26 protein-coding genes, 1 tRNA gene and 1 pseudogene are annotated in these 26,683 nt (G+C 60.5%); 18 read left to right on the forward strand and 10 right to left on the reverse strand.

Annotated elements, in window-relative coordinates:
- Window positions 1–51 precede the first annotated feature (51 nt).
- Window positions 52–809, forward strand: a pseudogene (locus ACS5RD_RS17180) (IS5 family transposase).
- A 120-nt stretch (window positions 810–929) separates the two neighbouring features.
- Here ACS5RD_RS17180 and ACS5RD_RS17185 read toward each other — a convergent pair.
- The 3 genes from ACS5RD_RS17185 to ypfJ all read right to left on the reverse strand — a co-directional run bounded on the left by ACS5RD_RS17185 (window position 930) and on the right by ypfJ (window position 5,260).
- The gene (locus tag ACS5RD_RS17185; protein WP_489928402.1) at window positions 930–3,305 is read right to left on the reverse strand and encodes a Hint domain-containing protein; all 2,376 of its coding nucleotides are present in this window, start codon (window positions 3,303–3,305) and stop codon (window positions 930–932) included.
- 881 nt (window positions 3,306–4,186) lie between these two features.
- Window positions 4,187–4,270: transfer RNA gene (locus tag ACS5RD_RS17190), tRNA-Leu, on the reverse strand.
- A gap of 129 nt (window positions 4,271–4,399) precedes the next feature.
- Window positions 4,400–5,260: a KPN_02809 family neutral zinc metallopeptidase gene (gene ypfJ, locus ACS5RD_RS17195; protein WP_489928403.1), complete on the reverse strand. Its 861-nt coding sequence runs from the start codon at window positions 5,258–5,260 to the stop codon at window positions 4,400–4,402.
- Window positions 5,261–5,389: 129 nt separating this feature from the next.
- On the opposite strand from ypfJ, the gene ACS5RD_RS17200 reads away from it, so the two are divergent.
- The 3 genes from ACS5RD_RS17200 to ACS5RD_RS17210 all read left to right on the forward strand — a co-directional run bounded on the left by ACS5RD_RS17200 (window position 5,390) and on the right by ACS5RD_RS17210 (window position 7,206).
- Window positions 5,390–5,974, forward strand: a complete 585-nt coding sequence (locus ACS5RD_RS17200; RefSeq protein ID WP_489928404.1) for a YqaA family protein — start codon at window positions 5,390–5,392, stop codon at window positions 5,972–5,974.
- A 7-nt stretch (window positions 5,975–5,981) separates the two neighbouring features.
- Window positions 5,982–6,443 carry a disulfide bond formation protein B gene (locus ACS5RD_RS17205; protein ID WP_054004532.1) on the forward strand — a complete coding sequence of 154 codons (462 nt, stop codon included), beginning with the start codon at window positions 5,982–5,984 and terminating at the stop codon, window positions 6,441–6,443.
- 100 nt (window positions 6,444–6,543) lie between these two features.
- Window positions 6,544–7,206 carry an ankyrin repeat domain-containing protein gene (locus tag ACS5RD_RS17210; RefSeq protein ID WP_489928405.1) on the forward strand — a complete coding sequence of 221 codons (663 nt, stop codon included), beginning with the start codon at window positions 6,544–6,546 and terminating at the stop codon, window positions 7,204–7,206.
- Between the two features lie 115 nt (window positions 7,207–7,321).
- Here the strand turns inward: ACS5RD_RS17210 and ACS5RD_RS17215 are convergent, their stop codons facing one another.
- Window positions 7,322–8,485, reverse strand: coding sequence for a deoxyguanosinetriphosphate triphosphohydrolase (locus ACS5RD_RS17215; protein WP_489928406.1), 1,164 nt, complete (start codon window positions 8,483–8,485; stop codon window positions 7,322–7,324).
- Between the two features lie 81 nt (window positions 8,486–8,566).
- Between ACS5RD_RS17215 and ACS5RD_RS17220 the strand changes: the two genes are divergently transcribed.
- From ACS5RD_RS17220 to xth, 3 genes are read left to right on the forward strand one after another with little or no spacing between them, the layout of a single operon-like run.
- Complete coding sequence (locus tag ACS5RD_RS17220) at window positions 8,567–8,893, forward strand: HesB/IscA family protein (protein ID WP_054004703.1); 327 nt, start codon at window positions 8,567–8,569, stop codon at window positions 8,891–8,893.
- Window positions 8,894–8,947: 54 nt separating this feature from the next.
- The gene (locus ACS5RD_RS17225; protein ID WP_489928407.1) at window positions 8,948–9,655 is read left to right on the forward strand and encodes a hypothetical protein; all 708 of its coding nucleotides are present in this window, start codon (window positions 8,948–8,950) and stop codon (window positions 9,653–9,655) included.
- Window positions 9,656–9,679: 24 nt separating this feature from the next.
- The gene (gene xth, locus ACS5RD_RS17230) at window positions 9,680–10,459 is read left to right on the forward strand and encodes an exodeoxyribonuclease III (RefSeq protein WP_489928408.1); all 780 of its coding nucleotides are present in this window, start codon (window positions 9,680–9,682) and stop codon (window positions 10,457–10,459) included.
- A 6-nt stretch (window positions 10,460–10,465) separates the two neighbouring features.
- Here xth and ACS5RD_RS17235 read toward each other — a convergent pair whose 3' ends face one another.
- The gene (locus ACS5RD_RS17235) at window positions 10,466–11,146 is read right to left on the reverse strand and encodes a hypothetical protein (RefSeq protein ID WP_489928409.1); all 681 of its coding nucleotides are present in this window, start codon (window positions 11,144–11,146) and stop codon (window positions 10,466–10,468) included.
- A gap of 235 nt (window positions 11,147–11,381) precedes the next feature.
- Here ACS5RD_RS17235 and ACS5RD_RS17240 point away from each other — a divergent pair, with 235 nt between their 5' ends.
- Entirely contained in the window at window positions 11,382–12,662 is a 1,281-nt protein-coding gene (locus ACS5RD_RS17240; protein WP_489928410.1) for an NAD(P)/FAD-dependent oxidoreductase, read from the forward strand.
- 102 nt (window positions 12,663–12,764) lie between these two features.
- On the opposite strand, the gene ACS5RD_RS17245 is transcribed toward ACS5RD_RS17240, so the two are convergent.
- Together ACS5RD_RS17245 and dksA are read right to left on the reverse strand one after the other, a co-directional pair.
- Window positions 12,765–13,946 carry an FAD-dependent monooxygenase gene (locus tag ACS5RD_RS17245; RefSeq protein ID WP_489928411.1) on the reverse strand — a complete coding sequence of 394 codons (1,182 nt, stop codon included), beginning with the start codon at window positions 13,944–13,946 and terminating at the stop codon, window positions 12,765–12,767.
- A gap of 80 nt (window positions 13,947–14,026) precedes the next feature.
- Complete coding sequence (gene dksA / locus ACS5RD_RS17250) at window positions 14,027–14,449, reverse strand: RNA polymerase-binding protein DksA (RefSeq protein ID WP_054004539.1); 423 nt, start codon at window positions 14,447–14,449, stop codon at window positions 14,027–14,029.
- A gap of 171 nt (window positions 14,450–14,620) precedes the next feature.
- Here dksA and ACS5RD_RS17255 point away from each other — a divergent pair, with 171 nt between their 5' ends.
- The 5 genes from ACS5RD_RS17255 (at window position 14,621) to ACS5RD_RS17275 (ending at window position 19,863) form a co-directional block, all read left to right on the forward strand.
- Window positions 14,621–15,460, forward strand: a complete 840-nt coding sequence (locus ACS5RD_RS17255) for an AAA family ATPase (protein WP_489928412.1) — start codon at window positions 14,621–14,623, stop codon at window positions 15,458–15,460.
- A gap of 887 nt (window positions 15,461–16,347) precedes the next feature.
- Window positions 16,348–17,721, forward strand: coding sequence for a DUF2927 domain-containing protein (locus ACS5RD_RS17260; RefSeq protein ID WP_489928413.1), 1,374 nt, complete (start codon window positions 16,348–16,350; stop codon window positions 17,719–17,721).
- 48 nt (window positions 17,722–17,769) lie between these two features.
- Window positions 17,770–17,940 (forward strand): hypothetical protein, encoded by a 171-nt coding sequence (locus ACS5RD_RS17265; RefSeq protein WP_054004542.1) that lies wholly within the window; start codon window positions 17,770–17,772, stop codon window positions 17,938–17,940.
- A 3-nt stretch (window positions 17,941–17,943) separates the two neighbouring features.
- A complete protein-coding gene (locus ACS5RD_RS17270; protein WP_489928414.1) occupies window positions 17,944–19,125 on the forward strand; it encodes a vWA domain-containing protein in 1,182 nt (393 codons plus the stop codon).
- Between the two features lie 51 nt (window positions 19,126–19,176).
- A complete protein-coding gene (locus ACS5RD_RS17275; RefSeq protein WP_489928415.1) occupies window positions 19,177–19,863 on the forward strand; it encodes a M48 family metalloprotease in 687 nt (228 codons plus the stop codon).
- A 62-nt stretch (window positions 19,864–19,925) separates the two neighbouring features.
- Here ACS5RD_RS17275 and ACS5RD_RS17280 read toward each other — a convergent pair whose 3' ends face one another.
- The 3 genes from ACS5RD_RS17280 to ACS5RD_RS17290 are packed head-to-tail and all read right to left on the reverse strand — an operon-like array spanning window position 19,926 to window position 22,493.
- Entirely contained in the window at window positions 19,926–20,474 is a 549-nt protein-coding gene (locus tag ACS5RD_RS17280; RefSeq protein ID WP_054004545.1) for an RSP_2648 family PIN domain-containing protein, read from the reverse strand.
- On the reverse strand, window positions 20,475–21,740 hold the full coding sequence (locus ACS5RD_RS17285) for an RSP_2647 family RNA methyltransferase (protein WP_489928416.1): 1,266 nt from the start codon (window positions 21,738–21,740) through the stop codon (window positions 20,475–20,477).
- Between the two features lie 60 nt (window positions 21,741–21,800).
- Window positions 21,801–22,493: a DUF6778 family protein gene (locus tag ACS5RD_RS17290; protein WP_489928417.1), complete on the reverse strand. Its 693-nt coding sequence runs from the start codon at window positions 22,491–22,493 to the stop codon at window positions 21,801–21,803.
- A 277-nt stretch (window positions 22,494–22,770) separates the two neighbouring features.
- Between ACS5RD_RS17290 and edd the strand changes: the two genes are divergently transcribed.
- The 5 genes from edd (at window position 22,771) to ACS5RD_RS17315 (ending at window position 26,677) form a co-directional block, all read left to right on the forward strand.
- A complete protein-coding gene (gene edd / locus ACS5RD_RS17295) occupies window positions 22,771–24,576 on the forward strand; it encodes a phosphogluconate dehydratase (RefSeq protein WP_489928418.1) in 1,806 nt (601 codons plus the stop codon).
- Between the two features lie 119 nt (window positions 24,577–24,695).
- Window positions 24,696–25,337 carry a bifunctional 4-hydroxy-2-oxoglutarate aldolase/2-dehydro-3-deoxy-phosphogluconate aldolase gene (gene eda / locus ACS5RD_RS17300; protein ID WP_489928419.1) on the forward strand — a complete coding sequence of 214 codons (642 nt, stop codon included), beginning with the start codon at window positions 24,696–24,698 and terminating at the stop codon, window positions 25,335–25,337.
- A gap of 69 nt (window positions 25,338–25,406) precedes the next feature.
- Entirely contained in the window at window positions 25,407–25,697 is a 291-nt protein-coding gene (locus ACS5RD_RS17305) for a hypothetical protein (RefSeq protein ID WP_489928420.1), read from the forward strand.
- Window positions 25,698–25,740: 43 nt separating this feature from the next.
- The gene (locus ACS5RD_RS17310; protein WP_489931403.1) at window positions 25,741–26,190 is read left to right on the forward strand and encodes a heparin lyase I family protein; all 450 of its coding nucleotides are present in this window, start codon (window positions 25,741–25,743) and stop codon (window positions 26,188–26,190) included.
- A 13-nt stretch (window positions 26,191–26,203) separates the two neighbouring features.
- Window positions 26,204–26,677, forward strand: coding sequence for a VOC family protein (locus tag ACS5RD_RS17315; RefSeq protein WP_489928421.1), 474 nt, complete (start codon window positions 26,204–26,206; stop codon window positions 26,675–26,677).
- Window positions 26,678–26,683 lie beyond the last annotated feature (6 nt).

Raw genomic sequence — 26,683 nt, forward strand, 5'->3', positions numbered from 1 at the left:
ATTCCCATTGGGTGGATATCGTGATTCAAGCTTCCTTTTGAGGAGGTATGAATGCGGGCTGAACGTTTTGTCATTTCTGACCGGAGTTGGCGGCTTCTCGAGCCGCTTTTGCCGGGCTCGTTGCGGACGCGCGGGGTGACGGCGAAGGACAATCGGCTGTTTCTTGAAGCCGTCCTTTGGAAGGTCAGGGTTGGCGGTCCATGGCGTGACCTGCCGCCGGGTTTTGGCGCTTGGAACTCTGTGTTCCGGCGGTTTCGCCGCTGGGCGCAAGCCGATGTATTTCAACGTATTTTCGACGCCATATCGGGGGAGCCTGACTTTGAATACGTCCTCGTTGATGGCACCATCATCAGCGCGCATCAGAAGGCGAGCGGCGCAAAAGGGGGACTCGAAATCAAGCGATTGGGCGCTCGAAAGGCGGGCTGACGACGAAGGTTCTGGCGCTGACAGACGCGCTTGGCAATCTGGTGCGCTTTGTGCTTCTGCCGGGTCAGCGCAGCGAAATTACCGGGGTGCCGGACCTGATCGAGGGGCTGAGCTTCAACGCCCTGATGGCCGACAAAGCGTTTGACGCAAACCACCTGCGCGCCGAGTTGGACCGCAGGCAAGCAGAAGCCGTCATCCCCGCCAAACGCAACCGCATCCTGCACATTCCCCACGACGCCGAAGCCTACAAATGGCGACACCTCATCGAAAACTACTTCAGCAAGATCAAGGAGTTCAGAGGCGTAAACACAAGGTACGACAAAACCGACACAAGCTACCGCGCAACGTGGAGCATCGCCGCAACAATCATTGCGCCGCGCTAAATGTCCACGGTCCCTAGGTTGGGCAGAGCGGTGATGCCCTCAATCCAATAAAAAAGGGGGCCACAAAAGGACCCCCTTCTTGTCAAGGCGGGGAAGACCCCGCCCTGGCTGCATAAACCTTTACTTCACCAAAAGCATGGCTTCGTGACGCTTCAGCGTGCGGCGGGCCGAATGGTAGCCCTCCAGACCCGCATCGGTCTTCAACTCGGGGAACAGATCATAAATCTCGCCGCGTTGCGCGTTGCCCATGCCTTTCAGAGTGTAGTCGCCCGGCTGGAAGCTTTCGGTCCAAGCACCGTTCGACAGCACAACCTCATGGCGGTCAAACATGAAGTGGATATAGCTTGCACCGACCGCATTCACGCTATCAATGCCCTTGCCCGCCACCAGATGCTTGGCCGAAACTAGCACTTCATGCTCGTCGAAATAGAGTGCTGTGCGATCATTGGCGACCAGCACACGGTGGTTCGGCGACACCATCATATCGCGCTCGGGCAGCCCATTGCCAAGGCTACCCTGACGGATCAGCACCGGTTTCAAATGTGGGTTTGCCACCAGATCGTGCCAGCCCATATCCTTGCGCCCGGTCCAGCGGATTTCCTGAATACCATTGTCGCGGGTGATGATACGATCACCGGCTTTCAGCATCTCAACCGGAACCTCACCCTTCGGCGTCGCAATCAGCGTGCCGGGGGTGAAGCAGGGGATGACGTTCTCGATATTGGTGAAGGTCAGCGTGCTGGTGACGTTGCGATCCGCATCGAGGAACTGAACCGTGCCGTTTTCGGCATTGTTCGGATCATAGATGATGTGCAGCGGGCCCGATCCGGTCAGATCAAGCGTGTCATAGTCGTCGCCACCCTCGTTGCCGTCGATCACATCGCCCGCACCATCCGCCGCCGAGCCGACAAGGAACGTATCGCGGTCATTGCCGCCTTCGGACGAATCCGCCCCCTCACCACCGATAATGGTGTCATTGCCGACATTGCCCCGGATGCTGTCATCATCAACGCCGCCATAGAGCAGGTCATTGCCCTGACCGCCATCAAGGGTGTCATCATCGTCCATCCCGAAGATGGTGTCATTGCCCATGCCGCCAACGATGCTGTCATTGCCGTTGTTCGGCAGCAGATCGCCCGCCGCGTCCGGTATATTCACCGCATCCGGCACACCGGGGCCATAGCCGCCATAGATCAGATCATCACCTTGGCCGCCGTCGATCAGATCGGCCCCCTCGCCGCCGATGATCACGTCATTGCCTTGGTTGCCGTCGATGGTGTCGTTATCGAAGCCACCGTCGATCAGATCATTACCGAAGCCGCCATAGATCACGTCAGCATCATCGCCGGTGCGGATGGTGTCATCACCCACGCCACCGTAAACCGTATCAAGATCGTTGCTCGGGTCGCAGTCCGAAGGGTAAAGCCCCGGATAACCCTGATCCGGCAGCGGAGTTGCACCGCCACCCGAAGTGTCGATGACATCATTGCCCTCGCCACCATACGCCAGATCATTGCCATTGCCGCCCATCAGCGTGTCGTCACCATCGCCACCGCGCAGCGAGTCGTCGCCCGGCCCGCCGTAGAGCGCATCATTGCCAGCACCACCGTTCAGCGTGTCATCGCCCGCTTCGCCGTACAGCACGTCATTGCCCAGATCGCCATCGACCAAATCATCGCCCAAGCCAGCGTAAACCGTGTCATCGCCGGCGCCTGCCCGCACCCGGTCATCATTCGGACCGTCATTGTCCAAAATCGCATCGCTATGGTCGATGAAGTCACCATCCGGGTCGCCGGTATAGTTGAAGTCGATCAGATCGTTGCCTGCAGTGCCATCCACATAGCCATCGCGCGGATCACAGTTGTCCACGCTATCCGACAGTTGGAACAGATCGACCGAGCCCGCAAAATGCTGATCAATATTGTCCAGCGTGCCCGCATCCGAGCTCGCCTGCCCTGCCCCGACGATCCAAGGCTGATCAAGACCTCCCATATCCATCGTCAGGGTGTTCGGCACCGTGTCTTGGAAGCTGTCGCTGCTGGTCACGTTGTCGATATGCAACTGACCGCCCGCGCCGCCCTGATCCCAGGAATAGGACAGGCTGATCTCGTCGCCCGGATTGGCAAAACCCGGTCCGGTGCCGAAGGTTTCGGTGCCAGCGCCGGTCTCATGGCTGATCACCACCGATCCATCTGCTTGAATTTCAATGCGGTAACCGCCTGCCGTGTCGCCGACGCTGTCACGCGACAGCACCGTCTGCGTCGCGGTCAGCGGTTGATTGGCCAAGGTGAATTTGATGTCCAGCGTGCCCTGATCCATCTGATAGGCCGGATCTTGAAAAATCTTCACGATGTCGTCTTGGCCGTCCAGCACGGCTTGCCCGCCAACCGAGGTCGCACCGTTGCGGTAGGTGCCCAGCTGATCGCCCAACGCCGGCGCGCTGTCCAAGGCGTTGCTGCCAACGTCGTTGAAATTAAATTGCGCAAAAACCGGCATGTCATATCCCTCATTTCACCTGAGAGACGGAATTCCGTCTCTCGTCGACCCAAGCCCAGATCGCTGTGAAGCGACCCCGAAAAGGCGCAAACCCGGTTTCATCCGAGGCCAGCGCCTAGTTGCCTGCCGTCTGAGGTGAAGCGAAAGCGATGCTGTTCGGAAACCAACGGCTTCCGGTCAAAAAGATACAATTTTCATGACAAGCCTCTGGTCGCAGAACCCAAGGCTAAGGCAGCAAATCTCTCACACCACACATGCCTTGCGACACATCACCACTGAACGACCGCCCCCACGGCCTTTGTCTTTCCCAGTAAGACTTGATCTGAATACCGCCAGTTATGCCGGGCGCAAAGTAAAAAAAGGCCTAATTGCGGCAGCTTTCGGGCATCGTTCTGCCACAATCACTGCCTGTCAAAATGGCGCTCACACGCCCTGATTGTATCATCAGACGCGGGGTTTCGAGATTGAAAACAGTGGGCATCTTGAAAAACGCAGGCTTATCAGGCGTTAGGACCCGAAAGTTGCGACGCTTCGTCGCCCGCAAGCCGCTCCGCTGTTTCCAGAACGGAAACCAGCCAAAACCCCTATACTACCTTAACCATCAGAGAGATTATTTGCCATTCTTTCACCACAATCTCCAAACGCTGTTGCCGAGACGGCGTCAATTCTGCGGTTTGGCGGAAACTGTTCAGGATGACGCTAGGTCAACCGAGGCGATCCTGCGAATCGGCTGCTGATTTTCGCCAGTAAGATGCTCAAAATTAACTATAAAACCGAGTGAACTGCGGGGTGATTCTTGATGTTAACGATGAATCGCCCTAGCTTTGCCACAATCTGCGCGTGCGCAGGGTGGCGATGGCCATTTATAAAGGGAAGTTTGATGGTACGGGCGGCCGGACTCGAACCGGCACTCCTTGCGAAAACAGATTTTGAGTCTGTCGCGTCTACCATTCCGCCACGCCCGCACAGTTCACACTTCTTGGTAGGGGCCGCAGAGCGATCCGAAGTGTCAGGACCAGTGCTTCACTGATCCGAGGCGCGGTTTAGCCGCGCCTCTTGTCCGCGTCAACAGGATTTGCGCAAGCAAATCATCGCTAAAGGTTATTCGTTCTGAACGTGTCACACGCGCTCAGCTGGCCAGAGTTCAGCCCGGTGATAAACCATTTCGAGCGTTGCGCTGAGGTGCCGTGCGTGAAGCTTTCCGGCATCGGCACCTGTCCCGCGTTGCGCTGCAGGGTGTCGTCGCCAATCTGCTTGGCAGCGTTGACGGCTTCTTCAAAATCGCCCTTCTCGATGGTGCCATAAGTCTGCTGCACTTCACGCGCCCAAATCCCGGCCAGACAATCCGCCTGCAATTCGATCCGCACCGAAATCTCATTGCTGTCAGCCTCGGAAGATTGCGCACGAACTTCATTGGCTTTGCTAAGAATCCCCAACTCGTCTTGCACATGATGGCCGATTTCATGCGCCACCACATAGGCCATCGCAAAATCGCCGCCCGCGCCCAACTGGCGCGACATCATGGTGAAAAAATCTGTGTCTAGGTAGACCTTCTTGTCACCGGGGCAATAAAACGGCCCCGTCGCCCCCGAAGCATCACCGCAGGGCGAGTTTGTCACACCCTTAAAAAGCACCAGCTTGGCAGGCACATAAGTCTCTCCCAACTGCTGCTTGAACACCGTCGCCCAAATATCTTCCGTATCTGCCAGCACCACCGAGACGAATTGCCCGGCCTGCTTGTCGGCATCGCTCATCTCAGCCGGAGCGCCCGTCTGCTGAGTTTGCGTCTGGTTGTCGTTGAGCAGCGGGGTCAGATCGAAGCCCAGAAAATAGCCGATCACCACCACCGCGATCACACCGATCCCGCCCGCACCACCGATGCTGGCCCCACGCGTGCCCCGGACGCCGCGCCGGTCTTCGATATTGCCGCTGCCTCTGCGTCCACGCCATTCCATGACTTCACTCCACCCTGTTTTGGTCAATCTAACTCTCAACGCGTGAAGTGCAATCGGGTTGCGCCGATCCGCCCTCTTGACCCCGAGCCCCGCGCGTGGCCATTGAGCGCAAAAGCGCGGAGAGCCTTGATGTTTCGCAAGCTGTATAATTGGACGCTGCACTGGGCAGGCTCGCGCTATGCCGAACCTGCGATGGGGGCGGTGTCCTTTGTGGAAAGCTCGGTGTTTCCGATCCCGGCGGATGTGCTGTTCATTCCGATGTGCCTGGCGCGGCCGGATCGAGTGTGGCGTTACGCGTTGATCGCCACGATCACCTCGGTTCTGGGCGGCATCTTTGGCTGGCTGATCGGGCATTACGCCTTCGATCTGCTGGCCCGCCCGGCGCTGGAATTCTACGGCAAACTTGGCGCGTTTGAGGCGTTGAAGGCGCAGACCGGCGATACCGCCATTTTGGTGATGCTGGTCACCTCCGGGCTGTCGCATTTGCCGCCGATGAAGGTGGTCACGATTCTGTCAGGTGTGGTGTCATTCGATCTGAAATGGTTCATCTTGTCGGCGATTGTGGCGCGGGGGGGGCGGTTTTATCTGCTGGCCTATCTGTTGCAGCGCTACGGGGCGGTAATGGCGGGCTTTATTGAGCGGCGGTTGGCGCTGATTGTGGGCGGCTTGGTGGTGGTTGGCGGGCTGATCTGGCTTGCGACGCGGATGATGTGAGGCTTTGATGACGCGGACTTCTTTGATCTGGATTGCCACGCTGGGCTCGGTGGGTTTGCTGGGCGGGGCGTTTGCGTTCCAGTATTTCGGCGGGTTGATCCCCTGCGTGCTGTGTATCTATCAGCGTTGGCCGCATGGGGTGGCGATCTTGATCGGGCTGCTGGCGCTGCGGGGTCGAGGGGGGGCGCTGCCACTGCTGGGGATGGTTGCCCTGCTGGTCACGGCAGGGATCGGGTTTTATCATGCCGGGGTCGAGCTGGGCTGGTTCGCGGGGCTGGCGACCTGCACGGTCGATACTTTGCAGGGGATCGGCGGCGGGGATCTTTTGAACATGGATATTTCGGTCGGAAAACCGGTGCGTTGCGATGCGGTGCCGTGGGCGATGCTGGGGATCTCGATGGCGGGGTGGAACGCGATTATTTCCGCTGGACTGGCGGGGGTCTGGGGCCTGGCTGCGCGGAAAAGCTGAGTGTCCACGCGTGGTCAGGGTTTGCGTGACGTGGAATCAATGACTTACAGATGCCCATTCAGGATTTGTTAAGTTTTGATACGCGTGGCAAGGTGTGATCATGCCTGAACATCCGCCCTCATTTTCTGCCCGATTCCGCGCTTGGCGAGCCCGTTTGGGCTTTTTCGCGCGGCTGGCTTGGCGGATTGCTGGGCGGGCTTTGGCCCTGCTATCACGGCGGAAAGCCCCTGCCCTTGTGACGGCTGATGCGGCGGTGGTCGCGGACTACGATCAGATTATTGAGGCGCTGCAAACCGGGAATACCGGATTTTTGGCGCGGTTGGGGCCGGGATTTGCCGCGAGTTCAGACAGCTTTGTCGGCCAGTCTTGGTTGTTCAATGCGATTGATCTGGGCAATCTCGCTAGCCTGCGCTGGTTTCTTGTGCAGGGCGTGGCGCTGGACGGCACCGACAAGGACGGACGATCCGTGTTGCAGGCGGCGGTCGAGCGTGCCGCTGTACTGGATGAATATGACGCTACGCCCGAAGACCCGCTGCCGCTGATTGTGGCTTTGCTTGATGCTGGGGCTGCAATCAACGCGCCATCGGCCCAAGGACTGACGCCGCTGCATGTGGCGGCGGCTTTGGGGTTGGGCGAGGTCGTAGAGGTGCTGCTGTCGCGTGGGGCAGATGCGACTTTGCGCGATGAAGGTTTTGCCCATGCCACGCCGCTCGATTACGCGGTGCAGGCGGGACATCAGGCGGTTGCAGACCTGCTGCGGTAGGATTGGGGCTTTAGCTTTCACATTGGCTTAAATATCCCCGCCGGAGGCATTCGAGGCTGGCCTGAGATGCCTCCGGCGGGGATATTTGAGCACAGAGGATGACCTAAGTGTAGGCTTAGCCCAGCAGTCGTTGCCCCTCTTGTAGGGCGAACCGGTCGGTCATGCCTGCGACGTAATCGGCCACAAGGCGGGCGAGTTCGGTCTCTGTTTGGGCGGCGGTGATGTCGGTGCGCCATTCCTCGGGCAGCATTTCGGGTTGGGCGAGATACAGCGGGAACAAGCCGTTCACCACTTCGGTGACCTGTTTGCGCATCACGATCACCGAGGGCGCGCGATACATGCGGTGGAACAGGAAGCTGCGGATGGCTTTCAGTTCTTGGTAGAGCGGTTTGGAAAACCGGATGATCGTCATACCCATCGCACGGATTTCTTCGACCGATTGCGGTTGCGCGGCATCGAGGCGGTTTTTGGCGACGGCGATCACGTCTTCGACCATGCGGCCAAATACCCGGCGCAGGGCTTCGTGGCGGCGGCGCATTTTATCCAGACCGGGATAGAGGGCGTCAACTTCGGCAAAGGCGGGGCCGGTGACGGGGAGTTGCATCAGGTCGTTTTCATCGAACAGACCCGAGCGCAACCCGTCGTGCAGATCGTGATGCGAATAGGCGACGTCATCGGCGATGGCGGCGACTTGGGCTTCAGCGCTAGCGTGGGTGTGCAGTTCCAGATCCCACTGGGCGTTCACTTCGGCCAAGGCATAGGGCAAGGGGCCGCTGTGTTTCTCATCGGCATTGGGGCCAGTCACCGGGCCGTTGTGCTTGGCGATGCCTTCGAGGCTCTCCCACGTCAGATTTAGGCCGTCGAAATCGGCGTAATGGCGCTCCAGCCGGGTGACGATGCGCAGGGCTTGGGCATTGTGATCAAAGCCACCATAGGGGGCCATCAGCAGGGCAAGCGCATCTTCTCCGGTGTGGCCGAACGGGGTGTGGCCGAGATCATGCGCGAGGGCGATGGCTTCGGCGAGATCGGTGTTGAGGCCCAAGACTCCGGAGATGGTGCGGGCAACTTGTGCGACCTCGATCGAATGGGTCAGCCGGGTGCGGTAATAATCGCCTTCGTGTTCGACAAAGACTTGGGTTTTGTGTTTCAGGCGGCGGAAGGCCGAGGAATGGATGATACGGTCGCGGTCGCGTTGGAACGGCGAGCGGAAGCTCGACATCCGCTCTTGGTGCAGGCGGCCTCGGGACTGGTCAGGTTGGCAGGCGAAAGGGGCAAGCATATGCGGGGCCGTTCTTGTTGTATGCGTTGGGTTCCCCTATATTCGGATTCAACCGCCAATGGATAGAGAAATGCCATGGAATTGAACTTGCCCCCTCGTGTCACGCCCCGCGCCTTTGCGCGACTTGCCGAGATTGCCGAAATGACTGGCGAAAAGAAGGCGTTGCGGGTCGCGGTTGAGGGCGGCGGCTGCTCGGGCTTTCAGTATGATATCAAACTGGATGAGAAGGCGGCCGATGATCTGGTGATTGAAGGCGATGGGCAGGTCGTGCTGGTCGATCAGGTCTCGTTGCCGTTTCTGGCCAATGCGGTGATTGATTTCAGCGATGAGATCATCGGCGCGCGGTTTGTGATTGAAAACCCGAATGTGGCAAGTGCTTGCGGATGCGGTACATCGTTTTCCGTTTAGGGCTGGATTTCATTCTGAGACAATCTAGTTCAAGCTCCTGATCTGGGAGCAAAAATGACATTTGTGCTGATGCTGGGCTCCGCCCCGATGGCTACCGAGGCCGCACATTGGCCGCGCGCCTTTGATGCCCTTGTGGCGATCAACAATGCGTGGCGCGTGCGCGCTGATTGGGACTTTTCGATCTATCCGTGGGATTTTCCGCCAGACCGGGTCGCGGTGCCGGGTCAGCATCAGGCTCTTGTGACCGAAGCGGACTTCGTGCCCGCGCAAAACCGATACGGCGGCTTCGTTTATGCGGGCGCAACGATGGCTTACACGGCGGCGTATTGGGCACTGGATGCGCTGAAGCCTCGAGTGTTGGCGGTGTTTGGCTGTGATATGCATTATCCGGCAGGTCAGACGCATTTCTACGGGGTTGGGACGCCAGATCCTTTGCGTCGCGACATCACGCTGCGCAGTCTGGAAGCGAAGTCAGTGCGGTTGATCGTGCTGGCAGCGCTTCAGGGATGTGCGGTGGTGAATCTGTCAGTGGGGCCGTCTCGGTTGTTGTGCCCGCGGGCGGCTTTGTCGGATCTGGCTGTGGTTCGCCCGTTGGCGTTTGATGCAGGACGGGTGGCTGCGGCGCAGGCGCGCGAGGCGGAGTTGGGGTATTTTGCGCCCTCGGGGCGGTATTGGGAGGATCTGTCGGCCTATGATGTGGCCGAGATTGACCGCCTCGATGCGCTTTGGCTGGCTTGTTTGCCGCGGGACGGGGGCTTATGACTGGGCGTAACCCGGAGGCTTCCTATGAAAATCGCCACCTTCAACATCAACGGCATCAAGGCCCGGATTGAGGCTTTGCCCGCTTGGCTTTCGGCGGCGGCCCCGGATGTAGTGTGTTTGCAGGAAATCAAATCCGTGGATGAAGGTTTTCCGCGCGAGGTGTTTGAGGCGATGGGCTACCGGGTGGAAACCCACGGGCAGAAATCGTTCAACGGGGTGGCGATTCTGTCGAAACTGCCGCTGGAGGATGTGACGCGGGGCTTGCCGGGGGATGCGGACGACGCGCAGGCCCGCTGGATTGAGGCGACGGTGATCGGGGCAAGGGCCGTGCGCGTGTGTGGGCTGTATCTGCCGAATGGGAACCCAGCGCCGGGGCCGAAATATGACTACAAGCTGGCATGGATGGCGCGGATGCAGGCGCGGGTGGAAAGCCTGTTGCCGCTGGAGGAGCCTTTGGTGTTCTGTGGCGACTATAACGTGATCCCGCAGGCCGAGGATGCCGCCAAGCCCGAACTGTGGCTGGAGGACGCGCTTTATTTGCCGCAAAGCCGTGCGGCGCTGCGGCGGCTGCTGAACCTTGGGCTGACCGAGGCGTTTCGGGCGCGCAACCAATCGCCGGGGCAGTATTCGTTCTGGGATTATCAGGCGGGGGCGTGGGAGCGCAATAACGGCATCCGCATTGACCATCTGCTGCTGTCACCGCAAGCGGCGGATCTGCTGCAAGACTGCCAGATCGACAAACAGGTGCGCGCGGGCGACAAGCCGTCGGATCATGTGCCGGTCTGGATTGAACTTGACGCCTGAGCGACTTTAGGGTGGGCCAAAGTCGATCACCTGCACGATTTGCGCCACCGGGCCTTTTGCCAGCCGTTGACCCGTGCGTGCGGTCGAAAGTGTCGGCAGAGCGCGGCGGATCATGTCGATATGCGCGGGCTTGACCTTGTTTCGGGCGCAGGCTCCAACCTCTTTCCAGCGGGATTTGGCGATGGGACCGGCGACTGCCGAGGCAATCAACTGTGGGGCGACGTCGTTTGGTGCCACGGTGTTGGTGGCGATCAGGGTCTGGATCACCTCTGCCGCGACGGTCGCCGATTCCGCGAAGGGCATCTGTGTCACGACTGCCTGATCGGGATTGGCGCTGTTGTCGTTGACGCATTTGCGCGCCTCGAACAGCCAGTCATGCAGGATATAGGCGGGCGCATAGCCCCAAGGCGAAAACCCCTTAAACACCTGCGCCAAAGCCGGGATCGAGCCGCCGTCGGTATACATCATCTCGGGTTGAATGGTTTTCAGCGTGGCCGAGGGGTTAGCACGCTCAAACCGCAAAGGCGTGGCGGAGGGGACATAGACGAAACGGCCGTCGCCTTCACCCGCTTGGGTATCGCCCACCCACATCACCAATACGGTGCCGCTCAGCTTGCCGACCGGGGCGTGGTCGTAATCCACGGTGCCGCAGGCCGCCAAAGCGAGGAAAGCCAGAAACCGCAGCATCGCGTCACCTCTGCGCTAGGGGATCAAAGGGAATTGGGGTTCAAAGCGGAGCGTTGGGCAAAACGCTAGCGCAAGCTTGCCTGAAAGCAACTGGAAACAGATCACTGCCGTGCCGTGCAACGCGGGCCATCACGCCTGCCATTTTGCCCAAGGCATTGGCATTGTTGCAGCATCAGGGCCGATTGACACGCACAGGCCAGAGGGCAACAACCTGTGCAACTTGAAGGAACATGCCATGACCCTGCCCTACCCTACGACCTATTACGCGCAAAGCCTGTCCGAGAGCCGCGCCCGCCCTATGCTGCGCGGGGTTGAGGAGGCCGATGTGATCGTGGTCGGCGGTGGGCTGGCGGGGTTGGTAACGGCGCTGGAACTGGCGCGGGGCGGGTTGAAGCCGCTGGTGTTGGAGGCTCAGGCGGTGGGCTGGGGCGCGTCGGGGCGCAATGGCGGTATCGTCTCGCCCGCGTTTGCCTGCGGATCGGAAGATATTACGGCGCGGGTGGGCGTAGAGGCCGCCCGCGCGCTGCATCGTTTGACGATTGAGGGCGTGGATCGGGTGCGGGGCTATATCCGCGATCTGGGTATCACGGGGGCCGATCCGATCTCGGGCCTGTTGAACCTGCGCCGCTTTGACCGCGCCGATGATCTGCACGCTTACGCGGCGGAATTCGCGCAGGATTTTGGCTATGAGCTGACCTATCTCGACCGCGCCGCGATCCGCGAGCGGTTGGTGAGTGATCGCTATTTTCATGGGTTGGCGGATGCTCAGGCGTTTCACATCCATCCGTTGAACTATCTGCGCGGGCTGGCTGCGGAGTTGGAGCGGCTGGGTGGGCGGATTTATGAAGGCTCCCCCGCCACACAGGCGCGATTCAAGGCCGCGACGAAGGTGGTTACGACCGCGCAAGGCGAGGCCCGCGCGCCGCGCGTGGTGTTTGCGACCGGGGGCTATACCGATGGGCTGGTGCCACGGCTGAAGCGCGCGGTACTGCCGATTGCCACGTATATGATGGTGTCGGACGTCGCCCCCGATCTGATCGCCAGCGCCATTCGGACCCGCGAGGCGGTGCTAGATGATCGCCGCGCGTCGGATTACTACCGGGTGATCGAAGGCGGCAATCGGCTGCTCTGGGGCGGGCGGATCACCACACGGGCGGCCTCGGCAGCAGGTGTGGCGCAGGAGTTGCGGCGTGAAATGATCGGGGCGTTTCCGCAACTTGCGGCGTTGAAAACCGACCTCAGTTGGTCGGGGCAGATGGGTTACGCCCGGCATCTGATGCCGCAGGTGGGCCTGATGGAGCCGGGCGCGTGGCATATCACGGCGTTTGGCGGGCATGGGCTGAACACCACGGCGGTGGCTGGCAAGGTGCTGGCCGAGTCCATCTTGGGCGAAAGCGACCGCTTGGCGATGTTCGCGGGCTTCGGTTTGGACTGGGCGGGCGGGCCTTTGGGCTTGGCTGTGGCGCAGGCGACCTATTGGAAATTGCAGGTGCAAGATTGGTGGCGGGAGCGCTAAGCGGCTTTTATCTTGGCAAAAATACTCCAGCGCGGCGCGCTCCTTAGGTTGGGAGAGGAAGCCTCCGGCGGGGATATTTGAGCACAGAGGATGACCTAAGAGTCAGCTTTGCGTCACGTCGTAGTCGTAAAGCCAGTCGAAGCGCTTGAGGGCGAGGTTGGGGGCGATCAGGCCTCCCAGACGGAGGGCGGTATGGGTGATGCTGCGCTGCAGGCCGGACAGGTGATAGGCTTTGGCGTTGCCATTTGCGGCGGCAACGATGCGGGTGCAGCGGGGTTTGCGGGCGATTTGGTAGGCGGTGAGAGCCTCGGCGAGGGGCAGCTTTGCGAGCCGATCCGCCAGCAGCCATGCATCCTCCAGCGCCATCGAGGCCCCTTGCGCGAGGAAGGGCAGCGTTGGATGGGCGGCGTCGCCGAGGATCACGGCGGCACCTTCGGGCAGGGTTTTGCTCCAGACTTGCGCGACAGGGTGGCGGAACAGGCCCCAGACATAGACATCTTCTGCGCGGTCGAGCCAGCTTTGCGCGCGGGGGCTGAAGTCCTCGAACGCCAGTTTCATCTCGATCGAATCGTCACGCAGCGACCAGCTTTCTTCGACCCAGGCGTTGCGTTCTTCGACCGCGACGATGTTGCGCAGGGTGCCGCCGCGCAGAGGGTAACTGACCAGATGGCGACCCGCGCCCATGTGGACCTCGGCCACCGGGGCGGCGTCGGGCTCGGCGGGGATGATGCAGCGCCAAGCGACATGGCGGGTGAAGAAGGGGGCTACTTTGCCGTTCAGCGCGGCGCGGGTTTTCGAATGCAGGCCATCGGCACCGATCAGCAGGCTTGGCTGGGATTCAGTCCCGAGGGTGGTCGTGAGGCGGGGGCGGGGGCCAGACAGATCGACGGTTTCAATCTTTTGCAGCAGATGGATTTGCACACCAGCGGCGCGGGCGGCTTTGGCGAGCAGGTCAATCAGATCGGCGCGGTGCAGGAAATGGTACCCCTGTTGCGGACGCAGGCGGGCGAGGTCGAGGCGCAAAACCAGATCGCCGTCGCGACCATCGCGTAATTCCACCGCTTGCGCACGCATGGAAGCGGCATCAAGGACCGTGCTGAGACCCAATGCGCGCAGCACCGCAGCCCCATTGGGCGAGATTTGCAGACCCGCGCCGATCTCGCGGATCGCGTCGGCTTGTTCCAGCACGGTGACTTCCGCGCCTTTTTGCGCCAGTGCGAGGGCTGCGGCCAGACCGCCGACGCCCGCGCCCAACACCGTGATCGGTTGCCCCACAATGCTCATCCCAAGCCCCCCAAACGAAAACGCCAGACCCTGCGGTCTGGCGCTATCTGTTTCGTATCAACGCGCGGGCCGCAAGCGGCTCAATCGTCGCGGTGGACCTTCTCGCGGCGCTCGTGCTTTTCTTGCGCTTCCAGAGTCATGGTGGCGATCGGACGCGCATCCAGACGTTTCAGGCTGATCGGCTCGCCGGTCATTTCGCAATAGCCGAACTCGTTGGCGTCAATCCGGCGCAAAGCGGCGTCGATCTTGGACACCAATTTGCGCTGACGGTCGCGGGTGCGCAACTCTAGCGCGCGATCGGTTTCTTCCGAGGCACGATCGGCAATGTCAGGCACGTTGCGGCCAGAGTCTTGCAGATTGTCGATGGTCTCGGCGGATTGGCCCTGCAGCTCTTGCTTCCAGGTCAGCAGCTTGCGGCGGAAATATTCCAGCTGCCGGTCGTTCATGAAAGGCTCATCCTCGGCAGGACGATAATCGTCTGGCAAGAAGGTTTCGGCTTTCATTGCGGCACTCTCCCATTTCTCAGGATGCGCTGCCAGGTGGGCTGTGGTCATGACGCGCTCCTGCATGGGCGTGCATCTAAAGGAATCGGAAAGGATTGTCACTAGCGGTTGCGACAAATTCGCGTGGGCTTTAAGGTTTGTCCGACCTTTATGCAGTGGCTTGGAAATCTTATGAAATTTGACTCAACCGACCGCTATATTGTTGCCGACGATCTGGCGATTGCGGTCAATGCGGCGGTGACCTTGCAGCGGCCTTTGTTGGTGAAGGGTGAGCCTGGGACGGGCAAGACCGAACTCGCGCGGCAGGTGGCGCGTGCATTAGAGATGCCGCTGATTGAGTGGCATGTAAAATCCACAACCAAGGCGCAGCAGGGCCTCTATGAATACGATGCGGTCAGCCGTTTGCGTGACAGCCAGTTGGGCGAAGCGCGGGTGCATGACGTGGCCAACTACATCCGGCGCGGCAAGATGTGGCAAGCGTTCACCGCCACTGCCCGCGTGGTTTTGCTCATTGATGAGATCGACAAGGCCGATATCGAATTTCCCAATGATCTGTTGCAGGAACTCGACCGGATGGAGTTTCACGTCTATGAGACCGGCGAGACCATTCAGGCGCTGCATCGCCCGGTGGTGATCATCACTTCGAACAACGAGAAAGAACTGCCGGACGCGTTTTTGCGGCGTTGCTTCTTTCACTACATCCGCTTTCCTGACGCGGATGTGCTGGCGGCGATTGTGAAGGTGCATTTCCCTGACATTAAGCCTGCGCTGCTGACCACCGCGCTGACGCAGTTCTTTGAGATCAGGGAGACGCCGGGCTTGAAGAAGAAGCCCTCGACTTCAGAAGTGCTGGATTGGCTGAAGCTTCTGCTGGCGGAAGACCTTGCCCCCGAGGATTTGAAGCGCGAGGGCAAGCACAGCCTGCCGAAACTGCACGGCGCTTTGCTGAAGAATGAGCAGGACGTGCATCTGTTTGAACGACTGGCGTTTATGGCGCGCGGTCAACGCTAACGCAGGTCTTCGCATAGCCCAAGCCGCCCCGGACTTGATCCGGGGCCTCGTCTGTGGGTGTAAGCCAGAGGCTTCGCATCAAGTCCGGGGCGGCGGGGTGATTGTGGCAGGCAATATTCACTCTTAGCGACAATCGGGGTTTGGTTTCCGAATTGTGTAGCCAGAATCGAGAATCGGGCGATTCTGCCGTAGTTTAGACATAGTCTTGCCACAATATAGTAACGAAAACTCAATTTTATGTAACATATTGAAATATATGGCGAGCGATTTGTGGATAATATGGCGTTTCCGCTTCGGCAACCATCCATAGGTAGTTTCGATGATTTTGTGCGGAATCCTAAAGATTGACATGATCATGCCCGAAAACCGACACTGCAAGCCTGTTGTCTCGCCTTTAGAGTGAGCTTCCTAACTGCAATGAGTTCAAATGACTTACGCCCTGCCTTTGTTCCCTTGCCAAGCCGTCCTGAATGGGCAGCGGGCGTTGGGCAAAGCGGCTGTGCCTTCGGTGATCTGCCACCGGATGCGCGCGGCGCAGAGCAAAGGTCAGGCCAATCTGCCGCTGCTCGGTGGATTGGCGATCATTGCAGGCAGGAGGCCCATGACGGAAGGCAGAGGCGCTACGGGACGCGCGTTTTGCTTGCCAAACCGGGCTTCTCATCCCTCCACAACCGTCGGTCTGCTCCGGCGCGCGTGGCTTGGGACGAGGAGTGACGGCGCGGGGGATACGCGAGCTTTGAGCCGGTCAGGCAAGGCTTTGGCGGCGGATGCGGGGGCATTTGTCGTCAAAGGTCTGATCAGCGTTTTGCGCGCGTCCCGCCACGCTTCGCCAACTGAGATGGGGCCGCTGCGGCCCTTGAAACCTTGTATGAATGGTCTGCCAGCCCATGCGCCTGTTACCTTTGATCGCCGTTATCGGCCTCTCCGCTTGTATGCCTGCCCAACAAGCGCAGGTGTCGAAAAATTACACTGAAGCCGGGGGCAATGGCCTCGGCCTGCCCGCTTTGCAAAGCTTTGGCGCGGTAGCCACAACGGCGACCGCCCGCCCCAATGCCGAAATTGCCCGCGATTTCCTCGATCTGGAATTCCGCATGGAAAGCGGGCGGGCGATCCCCAGCTTTTCGCGCTTTGAAGGCCCGATCACCGTGCGGCTGACCGGCGATGTGCCTGCCACCGCCAATACCGAAATGTCACGTCTGATCAACCGCTTCCGCGCCGAAGCTGGACTGCCGATCGGCTTCGCCAAGCCTGAGGACAATGCCTCGATCACCTTGGAATTCCAGCCGCGCGCCCAAATGGCACGGGTCGTGCCGATGGCCGCCTGTTTCGTGGTGCCGCGCGTGCAGTCTTGGGCGGAATATAAGACCGAGCGCAATGGTCCGAAGGTGGATTGGACCACGATGACCTCGCGCGAGCATGTGGCTATTTTCGTGCCCTCGGATGCCGCGCCGCAAGAGATCCGCGACTGTCTGAACGAGGAAACCGCCCAAGCGATGGGGCCGTTGAACGACCTCTATCACCTCCCCGATTCGGTATTTAACGATGACAATTTCAACTCGGTGCTGACCGGGTTTGATATGCTGATGCTGCGGATGCACTACGCCCCCGCCCTGCGCAACGGTATGAATGAGGCGGAGGCCGCCAAGCATGTGCCTGCTCTGCTGGCGCAGATGAATCCGCGTGGCGCGGGCGGTGTGCCTGACATCAAATCCATCGCACCGCGGTCGTGGGTGGCGGCGGTCGAAGGTGCATTTGGTCCGCGTGGCGGCAACGCCGCCCGGTTGCGCGCGGCTGAAACGATGCGGTCGATCGCGATGGCGCAGGGCTGGCATGATGGCCGCCTCGCGTTCAGCTATTATGCGGTGGGGCGCTCGCTGGCGAGTTCGGACCCGGCACAGGCCGTCGTGGCCTTGTCAGAAGCCGGGCGGATTTATCGCAGCATTCCGGGCGCGCAGGTGCATGTGGCGCATGTCGATATGCAACTGGCGGCGATTGCTTTGGCCGCAGGTCAGTCGGATCAGGCGATTGCCTTTGCCGATCGCGCCATGCCGGTGGTGAAGCGGGCCGAGAATGCGTCCTTGCTGGCGACGCTGATGCTGATCAAGGCTGAGGCGTTGGAGAACGAGGGGCGTGTCGCGGAAGCGCGGGGCTTGCGTCTCGACAGTCTGGGCTGGGCGCGTTATGGCTTCGGCTCGGAACGTCAGGTGCGCGGGCGGATGGCTGAAATTGCCAATCTGGGCGCGCGCGGGCATCGGGGATAATTTCGGGGCATTGGTCTGTTGCGGCCTGTCCCAGCAAAGGGGCAGGCCGTGATCGTTTTGGCTGGGTTACTGATCGGTGCGATCTATGGCGCTTTCAGTGCCAAACGGCGCGGCGGGCGCGGGTTGGATATGCTGCAATATGGCGCGGCCTATGCGATCATGCTGGCGCTGATCGGGCTGTTCCTGACGATCTATCTGCACCGGACTTTGGCGGGCTAGTCGATGTTCCTGCCCTTCTTCCAAGCGTTGCGGAAAGAAGGCGTGCCGGTGTCTTTGCGCGAATATCTGGCGTTTCTGGAAGGTCTTGCTGCGGGTCTGGTGACCTATGACGCAGACGGGTTCTATCATCTGGGTCGTCTGACCATGGTGAAGGATGAACGCCATATTGACCGCTATGATCGGGCTTTCTCCTATAGTTTCAGTGGGTTGGAGGCTGTTTCTGAATCGGAGGTTTTGCAGGCTTTGGATCTGCCCGCCGCTTGGCTGGAAAAGCTGGCGGAAAAGCATCTGACGGCTGAGGAACGCGCGGCCATCGAGGCTTTGGGTGGCTTTGATAAGCTTATCGAGACCTTGAAGCAGCGTCTGGCCGAACAGAAGGGCCGTCATCAGGGCGGCAATAAATGGATCGGCACGGCGGGCACCTCGCCCTTCGGCGCCTATGGCTATAACCCGGAAGGTGTGCGGATCGGGCAGGACCAAAGCCGCCATCAGCGCGCGGTCAAGGTCTGGGACAAGCGCGAGTTTCGCAATCTGGATGATCAGGTGGAACTTGGCACCCGCAATATCAAAGTGGCGCTGCGGCGCTTGCGGAAATGGGCGCGCACCGGGGCGGCTGAGGAGTTGGATCTGGACGGCACAATCCGCGCCACCGCCGAGCATGGCTGGCTAGATGTGCAGGTGCGACCCGAGCGCAGGAATGCTGTCAAGGTTTTGTTATTCCTTGATATTGGCGGCTCGATGGACCCTTACGTCAAGGTGATGGAGGAATTGTTTTCCGCCGCCCGCGCCGAGTTCAAACATCTGGTGCCGTTCTATTTTCACAACTGCCTTTATGAGGGCGTGTGGCGCGACAACGCGCGGCGTTGGGATGCGCAGACTTCGACCGCCGAGGTATTGCGGACCTATGGCGCTGATTACAAATGCATTTTCGTCGGTGATGCCTCGATGAGCCCCTATGAGATTTTGCACCCCGGCGGCGCGTCAGAGCATTGGAACGCCGAAAGCGGCCAAACGTGGCTGCAACGCGCCTGTGACCGCTGGCCGAACCATTTGTGGATCAACCCGGTGCCGGAAGCGCACTGGGGCTATACCCAGTCGATCCGGCTGATCGGGCAGATTTTTGCGGGCCGGATGGTGCCGATGACGCTGGACGGGATCTCTCGCGGCATCAAGGCGTTGCGCTAAGACGCGGCGCTCCGGCCTTGCGCAGAAACCGGCTTGCGCCATATTGGAGGCATGTTGAAGTTTCTCCCCTTTCTGCTGGCGATTGGCTATGGCCTGCTGATGATGCGCTTTTCGGTTTGGCGCACCAAAAAGATGCTGGCCGAGCAAAGCCAGCCTTTGCGCGATCCAGGGCTGTTGGCTTTGGCGCAAAAGATGGCGGTGGCGTTGGAATTGCCGCAGATCAAGGTCAATGTCTATCAGATTGAAGCGGTGAATGGGCTCGCCGCCCCGGATGGGCAGATTTATCTAACGCAGGGGTTTTTGGACCGTAAGGCGAAGGGTGAGGTTTCGGATGCCGAGCTTGCCTCGGTGATCGCACACGAGTTGGGGCATGTGGCGTTGGGTCACACACGGCGGCGGATGATTGATTTCACCGGGCAAAATGCGGTGTTCGTGATGCTGTCGGCGCTGCTAAATAGGTTCCTGCCGGGGATTGGGGTATGGATCGCTAATATGATTTCGGGCGCGTTGATGGCGCATATGTCGCGGCGCGATGAGTTTGACGCCGATGCCTATGCGGCGGCTTTGCTGGTGAAGGCGGGGATTGGTGTGGGGCCGCAAGTGTCGCTGTTTCGCAAGCTTTCGGCGCTGACTGGCGCTGCGGGGGCGGGCACCCCGGCTTGGCTTATGAGCCATCCGAAAACCGATGACCGGATCGCCGCGATTGAGGTTTTGGACGCACGTTGGCGGGAGGCGTAGGGTGGGGTTTCAACCTACCGTTCCGAAACCCACCATTCCGCAAGGTGGGTTAAAAACCCATCCTACACATCGGCGAGAATCGCCTTGGCGAGCTTCGGCAGTTGCGCGCGTTTCAACAGGGATTTCAGGGGGATAGCTTCCCCCTTCATTGCTTCGGCGGTGGCGTGGACGTGGGCTACCACCTCGGCCACGTCACCGGGATGGAACGACCACAGCTGCCAGAGCAAGCCGTCAGGGTCGCGGCGCTCTAGCCCTTCTTCGGACAGCAGATGGCGCGGGAAATCCTTGGCGTTGAAGGTGACAATGCAATCGGCGTGGCCCGCGATGGCGATGGCCAGCACATGCACATCATTGGGGTCGGGCAATAGCAGGCGGGATTCGATATTGGGCTGCTCGCGCACGCAACCACGCGGGAAGGCGACACGCAGCAGGGTGGCTTCGGTTTCCGCCAGCGCCTGCGCTTCGGGGCCGAGTTTTGCTGTGGCGCGGGTCCATTCGCGCAGGATGCGATCGGACCACAGCGCCTCGTACAGCCCCTTCGCCGCCACGCCCAGCAGGATTTCCCGCAGGACGGTGGGGTATAAGACGCAGGCGTCGAGGACGGCTTTCATCTAGTCGAGCCGGAAGAACAGGGCCTTGAGATAGCCGCTTTCCGCCAGTTGCGGCAGCATTGGGTGATCGGGGCCAGCGAAACCCGTGTGCAGCAGTTGCCCACGACGGCCACCGCGTCCGATGCCGCGCGCGGAGGCGTTGCGGAACGACGCCAGATCCGCAGCATGGCTGCACGAGCAGAGCACCAGATAGCCACCGGGGGCGACCAAAGGTGCTGCAAGGCGGGCGATACGTTCGTAAGCGCGCAGACCGGCTTCCAAGGCGGGTTTGGCGGGGGCGAAGGCGGGCGGGTCGCAGATCACCAGATCGAATTGGCTGCGGTCTGCGCCCAGCGCTTCCAGCACGTCAAACGCATCGCCTTGGCGGGTTGTGAAGCGGTCGGCAAAGCCCGAAGCCTCTGCACCCAGCCCTGCCAGCGCCAATGCGGGAGCGGAAGCATCCACCGCCAGCACCGAAGCCGCGCCATGGGCCAAAGCCGCAAGGCCAAAGCCGCCGACATGGGCGAACATATCCAGCACTTTGGCACCGTTCGCGAAGCCCGCCGCGAAAGCATGGTTCGGGCGTTGGTCGAAGAACAGCCCGGTTTTCTGGCCTCCGGTGACATCCGCCAGATAGATAGCCCCGTTCATCGGCACTTGGATCGGCGCGGAAACACCCCCCACCAGCACCAGATTTTCCTCGTTCAAGCCTTCCAGCCCGCGCGAGCGTCCGGTGGCGTTTTTCACCACGGTTTGAACGCCCGTCACCGCCTGCAAGGCCGCGACCAGCACGTCCAGATGCGCCTCGGCCCAAGCGGCGTTGGGTTGGATCACCGCCACATCGCCGAAACGGTCGATGACGATGCCGGGCAGGCCATCGGCTTCGGCATGCACCAAACGGTAGAACGGCTGGTCATAGAGGCGGTCCCGCAGCGAGAAAGCGCGGGTCAGTTTGGCTTCAAACCATGCCTGATCGAGGTCCGCCTCGGGGTTGCGATCCAGCATCCGAGCGATGATTTTGGAGTTGGTGTTAACCGTCACCAGACCCAGATCGCGGCGATCTCCATCCACCAAAATCGCCAAAGCGCCGGGGGCGAGGTTATTGGTGCGGCGGTCCGTCACCAGTTCATCGGCGTAAACCCATGGGAAGCCGTGGCGCAACGCCCGGGCCTCGGCCTTGGGACGCAGGCGGACGATAGGATAGCGGCGCGAGACGGTCTCAGAACCGGTGTCGGCGGCATCATCGGAGGTGTTCGGGGCGGGTGTATGCGAAATGGGGGAGCTCATGCCCCCCCCATACTAAGATATTGCGTCTGTGAAAAGGCCTGCGTTTTTCAGCGCGATCGGTTATTGAAGGCTGGCCAGCTGCGCCGGAGTACCGTCAAACCGCGTCACCACCGCATCAGCGGGCAGCACAGTGATCGGCGCGGAAAGCTCACGCCGCAGCACTTCGGTCAGACGGTCGGTCACCACCACCTTTTGCGTGCGACCCGCTTGTTCTTCGGCCACAGCGCGGTTGCCGCCTGCACCTTTCACATCCGCGACAATCAGGCGCGGGCCCTGCAGCACGACTCCGGTTGCAGCGTCGCGCACCGTCATCATGAAATGCAGCGAGTGGACGCCACCAACGGTATAGCGGGTTTTCTCGGTCAGGCAGTGAAAGCGTACCACCTCCAGATCAACCACGACAGGCTCGCCGGTGCGCATCGTGGCGGTGCTGCGGGCGGCGGCGTCATCGAAAATCGCCTTAACTTGGGCATAGCGGTCGCCCGGCAGATCGCCGCGCCAGACAATATCGGCTGAAGGGTGGAAGGTGTTGGCCTCGGACACTCGCAGCGAATGTGGCACCGAAACATTGACGGCCTTCACATCATATTCCGCTTGCAGCATCACCGGGCCATGCGGGCCGGGGGCTTGCGGCAGGCGCGAGGCCTGCGACAGATCCGACGACACTTGGTTTTGCGTCGACATAGAGGCGGTTTGCGCGCAGGCCGAAAGAGCCAAGGTCAGCACAAGAATGGAAATCGAAGTCATCTTCATAGCTTCACCCTTTTGGTTTGCCCCCCGGCGTTAACCAAATAAAGCCCTGCAAATGTGGCGGGTTTTTGGTGAAGTTGTCGCAAAAGCAAGGTATGATGCAGGTGCTTTCGCGACTTTGGCCGGATTGCATCGGGCCAATGACCTGCGGTCAGCGCCCTACCCTCGCGGTCAGAATTTGTGCGCGGCTGACGCAGAACCTGGTTGTTAGCGCTAACAGCATCTGTTACAGCTAAAACACGCCGCTATTGCAGCTTTCTTGCCAAGCCTGAGGTGCCCGATGTCGTTGAACTCTACCATTGACCGCGTGACTGACCGCATCCGCGAGCGGTCGGCTCAAACACGCGGCGATTATCTGACACGGCTGGCAGCAGCGGCAGCGCAGGGTCCGGCGCGCGCGCATCTGTCTTGCGGCAATCAGGCGCATGCCTATGCGGCGATGGGGGCGGATAAAGACGCTTTGGCGGCGGGCCGGGTGCCGAATATTGGCATCGTCACCGCCTATAACGACATGCTCTCGGCGCATCAGCCCTATGAGGACTATCCCAAACTGATCCGCGACGCCGCCCGCAAGGCTGGCGCTACGGCGCAGGTCGCGGGCGGGGTTCCGGCGATGTGCGACGGAGTGACCCAAGGGCAGGCCGGGATGGAGCTGTCGCTGTTCTCACGCGATGTGATTGCATTGTCGGCGGGCGTGGCTTTGTCTCACAACACTTTTGACGCAGCTTTATTTCTGGGAGTGTGCGATAAGATCGTCCCCGGTCTGGTGATGGCGGCGGCTGCTTTCGGCCATATCCCGGCGGTGTTCGTGCCTGCGGGGCCGATGACCTCGGGTCTGCCGAATGACGAAAAATCCAAGGTGCGCAATGCGTTTGCCATCGGGGCCGTCGGGCGCGAGGAGCTGATGGCGGCTGAAATGGCCTCTTACCATGGCCCCGGCACCTGCACGTTTTATGGTACCGCCAACACCAATCAGATGCTGATGGAGTTCATGGGCCTGCACCTGCCGGGTGCGTCGTTTGTGAATCCCAATACGCCGCTGCGCGAGGCTTTGACCACTTATGCGGTGGAGCGTGCGGTGGCGATCACCGCTTTGGGCAATGATTTCCGCCCTGCCGGAGAGGTTCTGGACGAACGCGCCTATGTCAACGGTCTGGTCGGGCTGATGGCGACGGGCGGCTCGACGAATTTGGTGTTGCATCTGCCTGCGATGGCGCGCGCCTCGGGCGTGCTGCTCGATCTGGCGGATTTCGATGAGATCAGCCAAGCAGTGCCTTTGATGGCAAAGGTCTACCCGAATGGTCTGGCCGACGTGAACCATTTCCACGCGGCGGGCGGGCTGGGCTATATGATCGGGCAGCTGTTGGATCACGGGCTTTTGCATGGCGATGCCAAGACGGTGGCGGGCGAAGGCTTGCGGCATTACCGGACCGAGCCGAAGTTGCTCGATGGGCGGCTGACCTGGACGCCGGGTTCGAACCACACGCTGAATGACAAAATACTGCGCCCCGCCTCTGATCCGTTCCAACCGACCGGGGGGTTGCGTCAACTGTCCGGCAATCTTGGGCGCGGCGTGATTAAGGTGTCTGCTGTGGCACCAGAGCGCCATATCATCGAGGCACCTTGTCGGATTTTCCACGATCAGAACGATGTGAAAGCGGCGTTCAAGGCTGGCGAGTTCACTTCTGACACCATTGTCGTCGTGCGCTTCCAAGGTCCGCAAGCCAATGGGATGCCGGAATTGCACTCGCTGACGCCGATGCTGTCGGTCTGCCAAGATCGCGGGTTGAAGATGGCCTTGGTGACGGATGGCCGGATGTCGGGGGCTTCTGGCCGCGTGCCTGCGGCGATCCATGTCTCGCCCGAGGCTGCCAAGGGGGGGCCGCTTGCGCGGCTGCGCGATGGCGATATTGTGCGGCTGGATGCGGTGGCGGGCACTTTGTCGGTGTTGGCCGCCGATTTCGACGCCCGCGAGCCTGTCACCGCTGATCTGTCCGCTAACCGTCACGGCATGGGACGCGAGTTGTTCGAGGCGTTCCGCCGCAATGTCGGCACCTCGGAAACTGGTGCTGCCGTGGTAATCTAAGTTTTCGCCTGCCGCGCGGGAGTATTTGAGAAACAGCAGGTCATCCTCTGCGCTCAAATATCCCCGCCGGAGGCATCCTCACTTTCAACCTGCCCCGCAAGATGGGGATGGAGACGACAATGAAACCGAGCAAACAATCCCGCCTTGCTGCCGAAATATGCGGCCTTGCCCCGGTGGTGCCGGTGCTGGTGATCGACGATATGGCCCATGCCAAACCCCTCGCCGAAGCCTTGGTGAAGGGCGGCCTGCCCGCCTTGGAAGTCACCCTGCGCACTGCTTGCGCGCTGGATGCGATCCGGGCGATGTCCGAAGTGCCGGGCGGTGTGGTTGGCGCGGGCACCTTGCTGACGCCTGCGGATGTGAAAGCGGCCAAAGCGGCGGGGGCGAAATTTGGCGTCTCTCCGGGGGCGACCGAACGGCTGTTGGACGCCTGTGCAGAATATGAATTGCCGCTGTTGCCGGGGGCTGCGACGGCGTCCGAGATCATGGCGCTGCTGGAACAGGGCTACACGGTGCAGAAATTCTTCCCAGCCGAGCAGGCTGGCGGTGCGGCTTATCTGAAATCCATCGGCTCCCCCATTCCGCAGGTGTCGTTCTGCCCAACCGGTGGGATCAGTCTGAAAAACGCACGGGATTACCTTAACTTGAAGAACATTCTGTGTGTCGGCGGCTCTTGGGTTGCCCCGAAAGAGGCGATGGCCAAGGGCGATTGGGCGGCGATCACGGTGCTGGCTGCCGAGGCGGCTGCTCTGCGTGGTTAGACAATACGTTTTGACATGCAAAAGTCAGCCTCCTAACCTTGCCATAGAATGTGCGGGTTGGGGGGTGCCATGGCGCAAATTCGCCAGAATATTTTAGGGCGCGCGCGCGAGATCTGCGCGGCTCTGTTTCTTGCGAATCTCGCTTTGCCAGCAACCGCGCAGGACTTCGGTGGCTTAGGCAAATTCCTGAAAGAACCGATCAACGCGCCCGGTAGTTACAAAGTGATTGCCGATCCAACCGGCGCAGGCCCTACGGCGAAAGTGCATCGCTTTGTGATCGACGCGGGGGCGTGTTCTGGCAAAAAATACAGCAACGGCAACAGCGACTGCAGCTTCAATTCTGTGCGCGCAAGCCTGTGAAAACGGCAAAAGGCAGCCAACCGAGGCGTGATATGGCTGGTGGATCTATCTGGACGCTGGCTTTCCTTTAGGCAAGGCGCAGCAGGCTGGCGGCACCTATTCTTTCGCCTATTGGCACAATGGCGAATGCCCCAATCTGGATATTGGTGTGGCAGAGAACTCGACAAAACTGTTCTTGCAAAACAATGTTTTCGACGGACCGGGGCAGTGCATTGGCTTGGGGGATGCGGCGGCTTTGCGGGGTGGCTGGCATCGCTTTGAGACTCATATCAAATGGAGCGCGGGTAGCGACGGGTTGGCGGAGGTGTTTGTCGATGGACGCAAGGCAGCCGTGCTGCAAGGTCGCAACATTTCGCTCGGGGCACCGAAACCGAATTACTTCAAAATCGGAATTTATCTGCATGGCACGCAAGGCACCGAATTGATCACGCCCGCCCGCGTCTATTTTGCGGGCTTGGCGCGGTCGGAAACACGCGAAGGCTTGTCGCAATGAAACGGGGCCAATGATGCTTGATCCAAAACACGACCCGGAAATCTCAACCTGTCTGTGGTTTGACGATCAGGCCGAGCTGGCGGCGCGGCTCTATTGTAGTCTGTTTGATGACGCCGAGATCACCAACATACCCTACAAAGGCCGCGATCCAGCGGTAGGTGCGTTCATGGTCGCCTTCACCTTGATCGGGCAGAAATATTGGGGGCTGAACGGCGGGCCACATTACAAGCTGTCGCCCGCCGCCTCGATCAGCGTCACTGTCGACACGCAGGCCGAGGTGGATCGGCTGTGGGCTGCGCTACTGGCGGGGGGTGGCGTGGAAAGCCGCTGCGGTTGGTTGACCGACCCGTTTGGTCTGTCGTGGCAGATCATCCCGCGCGCGCTGCCGCGATTGCTGACGGCAGACAGATCAGGCCGGGCGATGCAGGCGATGATGGGCATGGTCAAGCTGGACATTGCCGCGCTGGAAGCTGCCGCTCGGGGTTAGATGGGC

This window comes from Cypionkella sp. PAMC25878 (assembly GCF_058135695.1).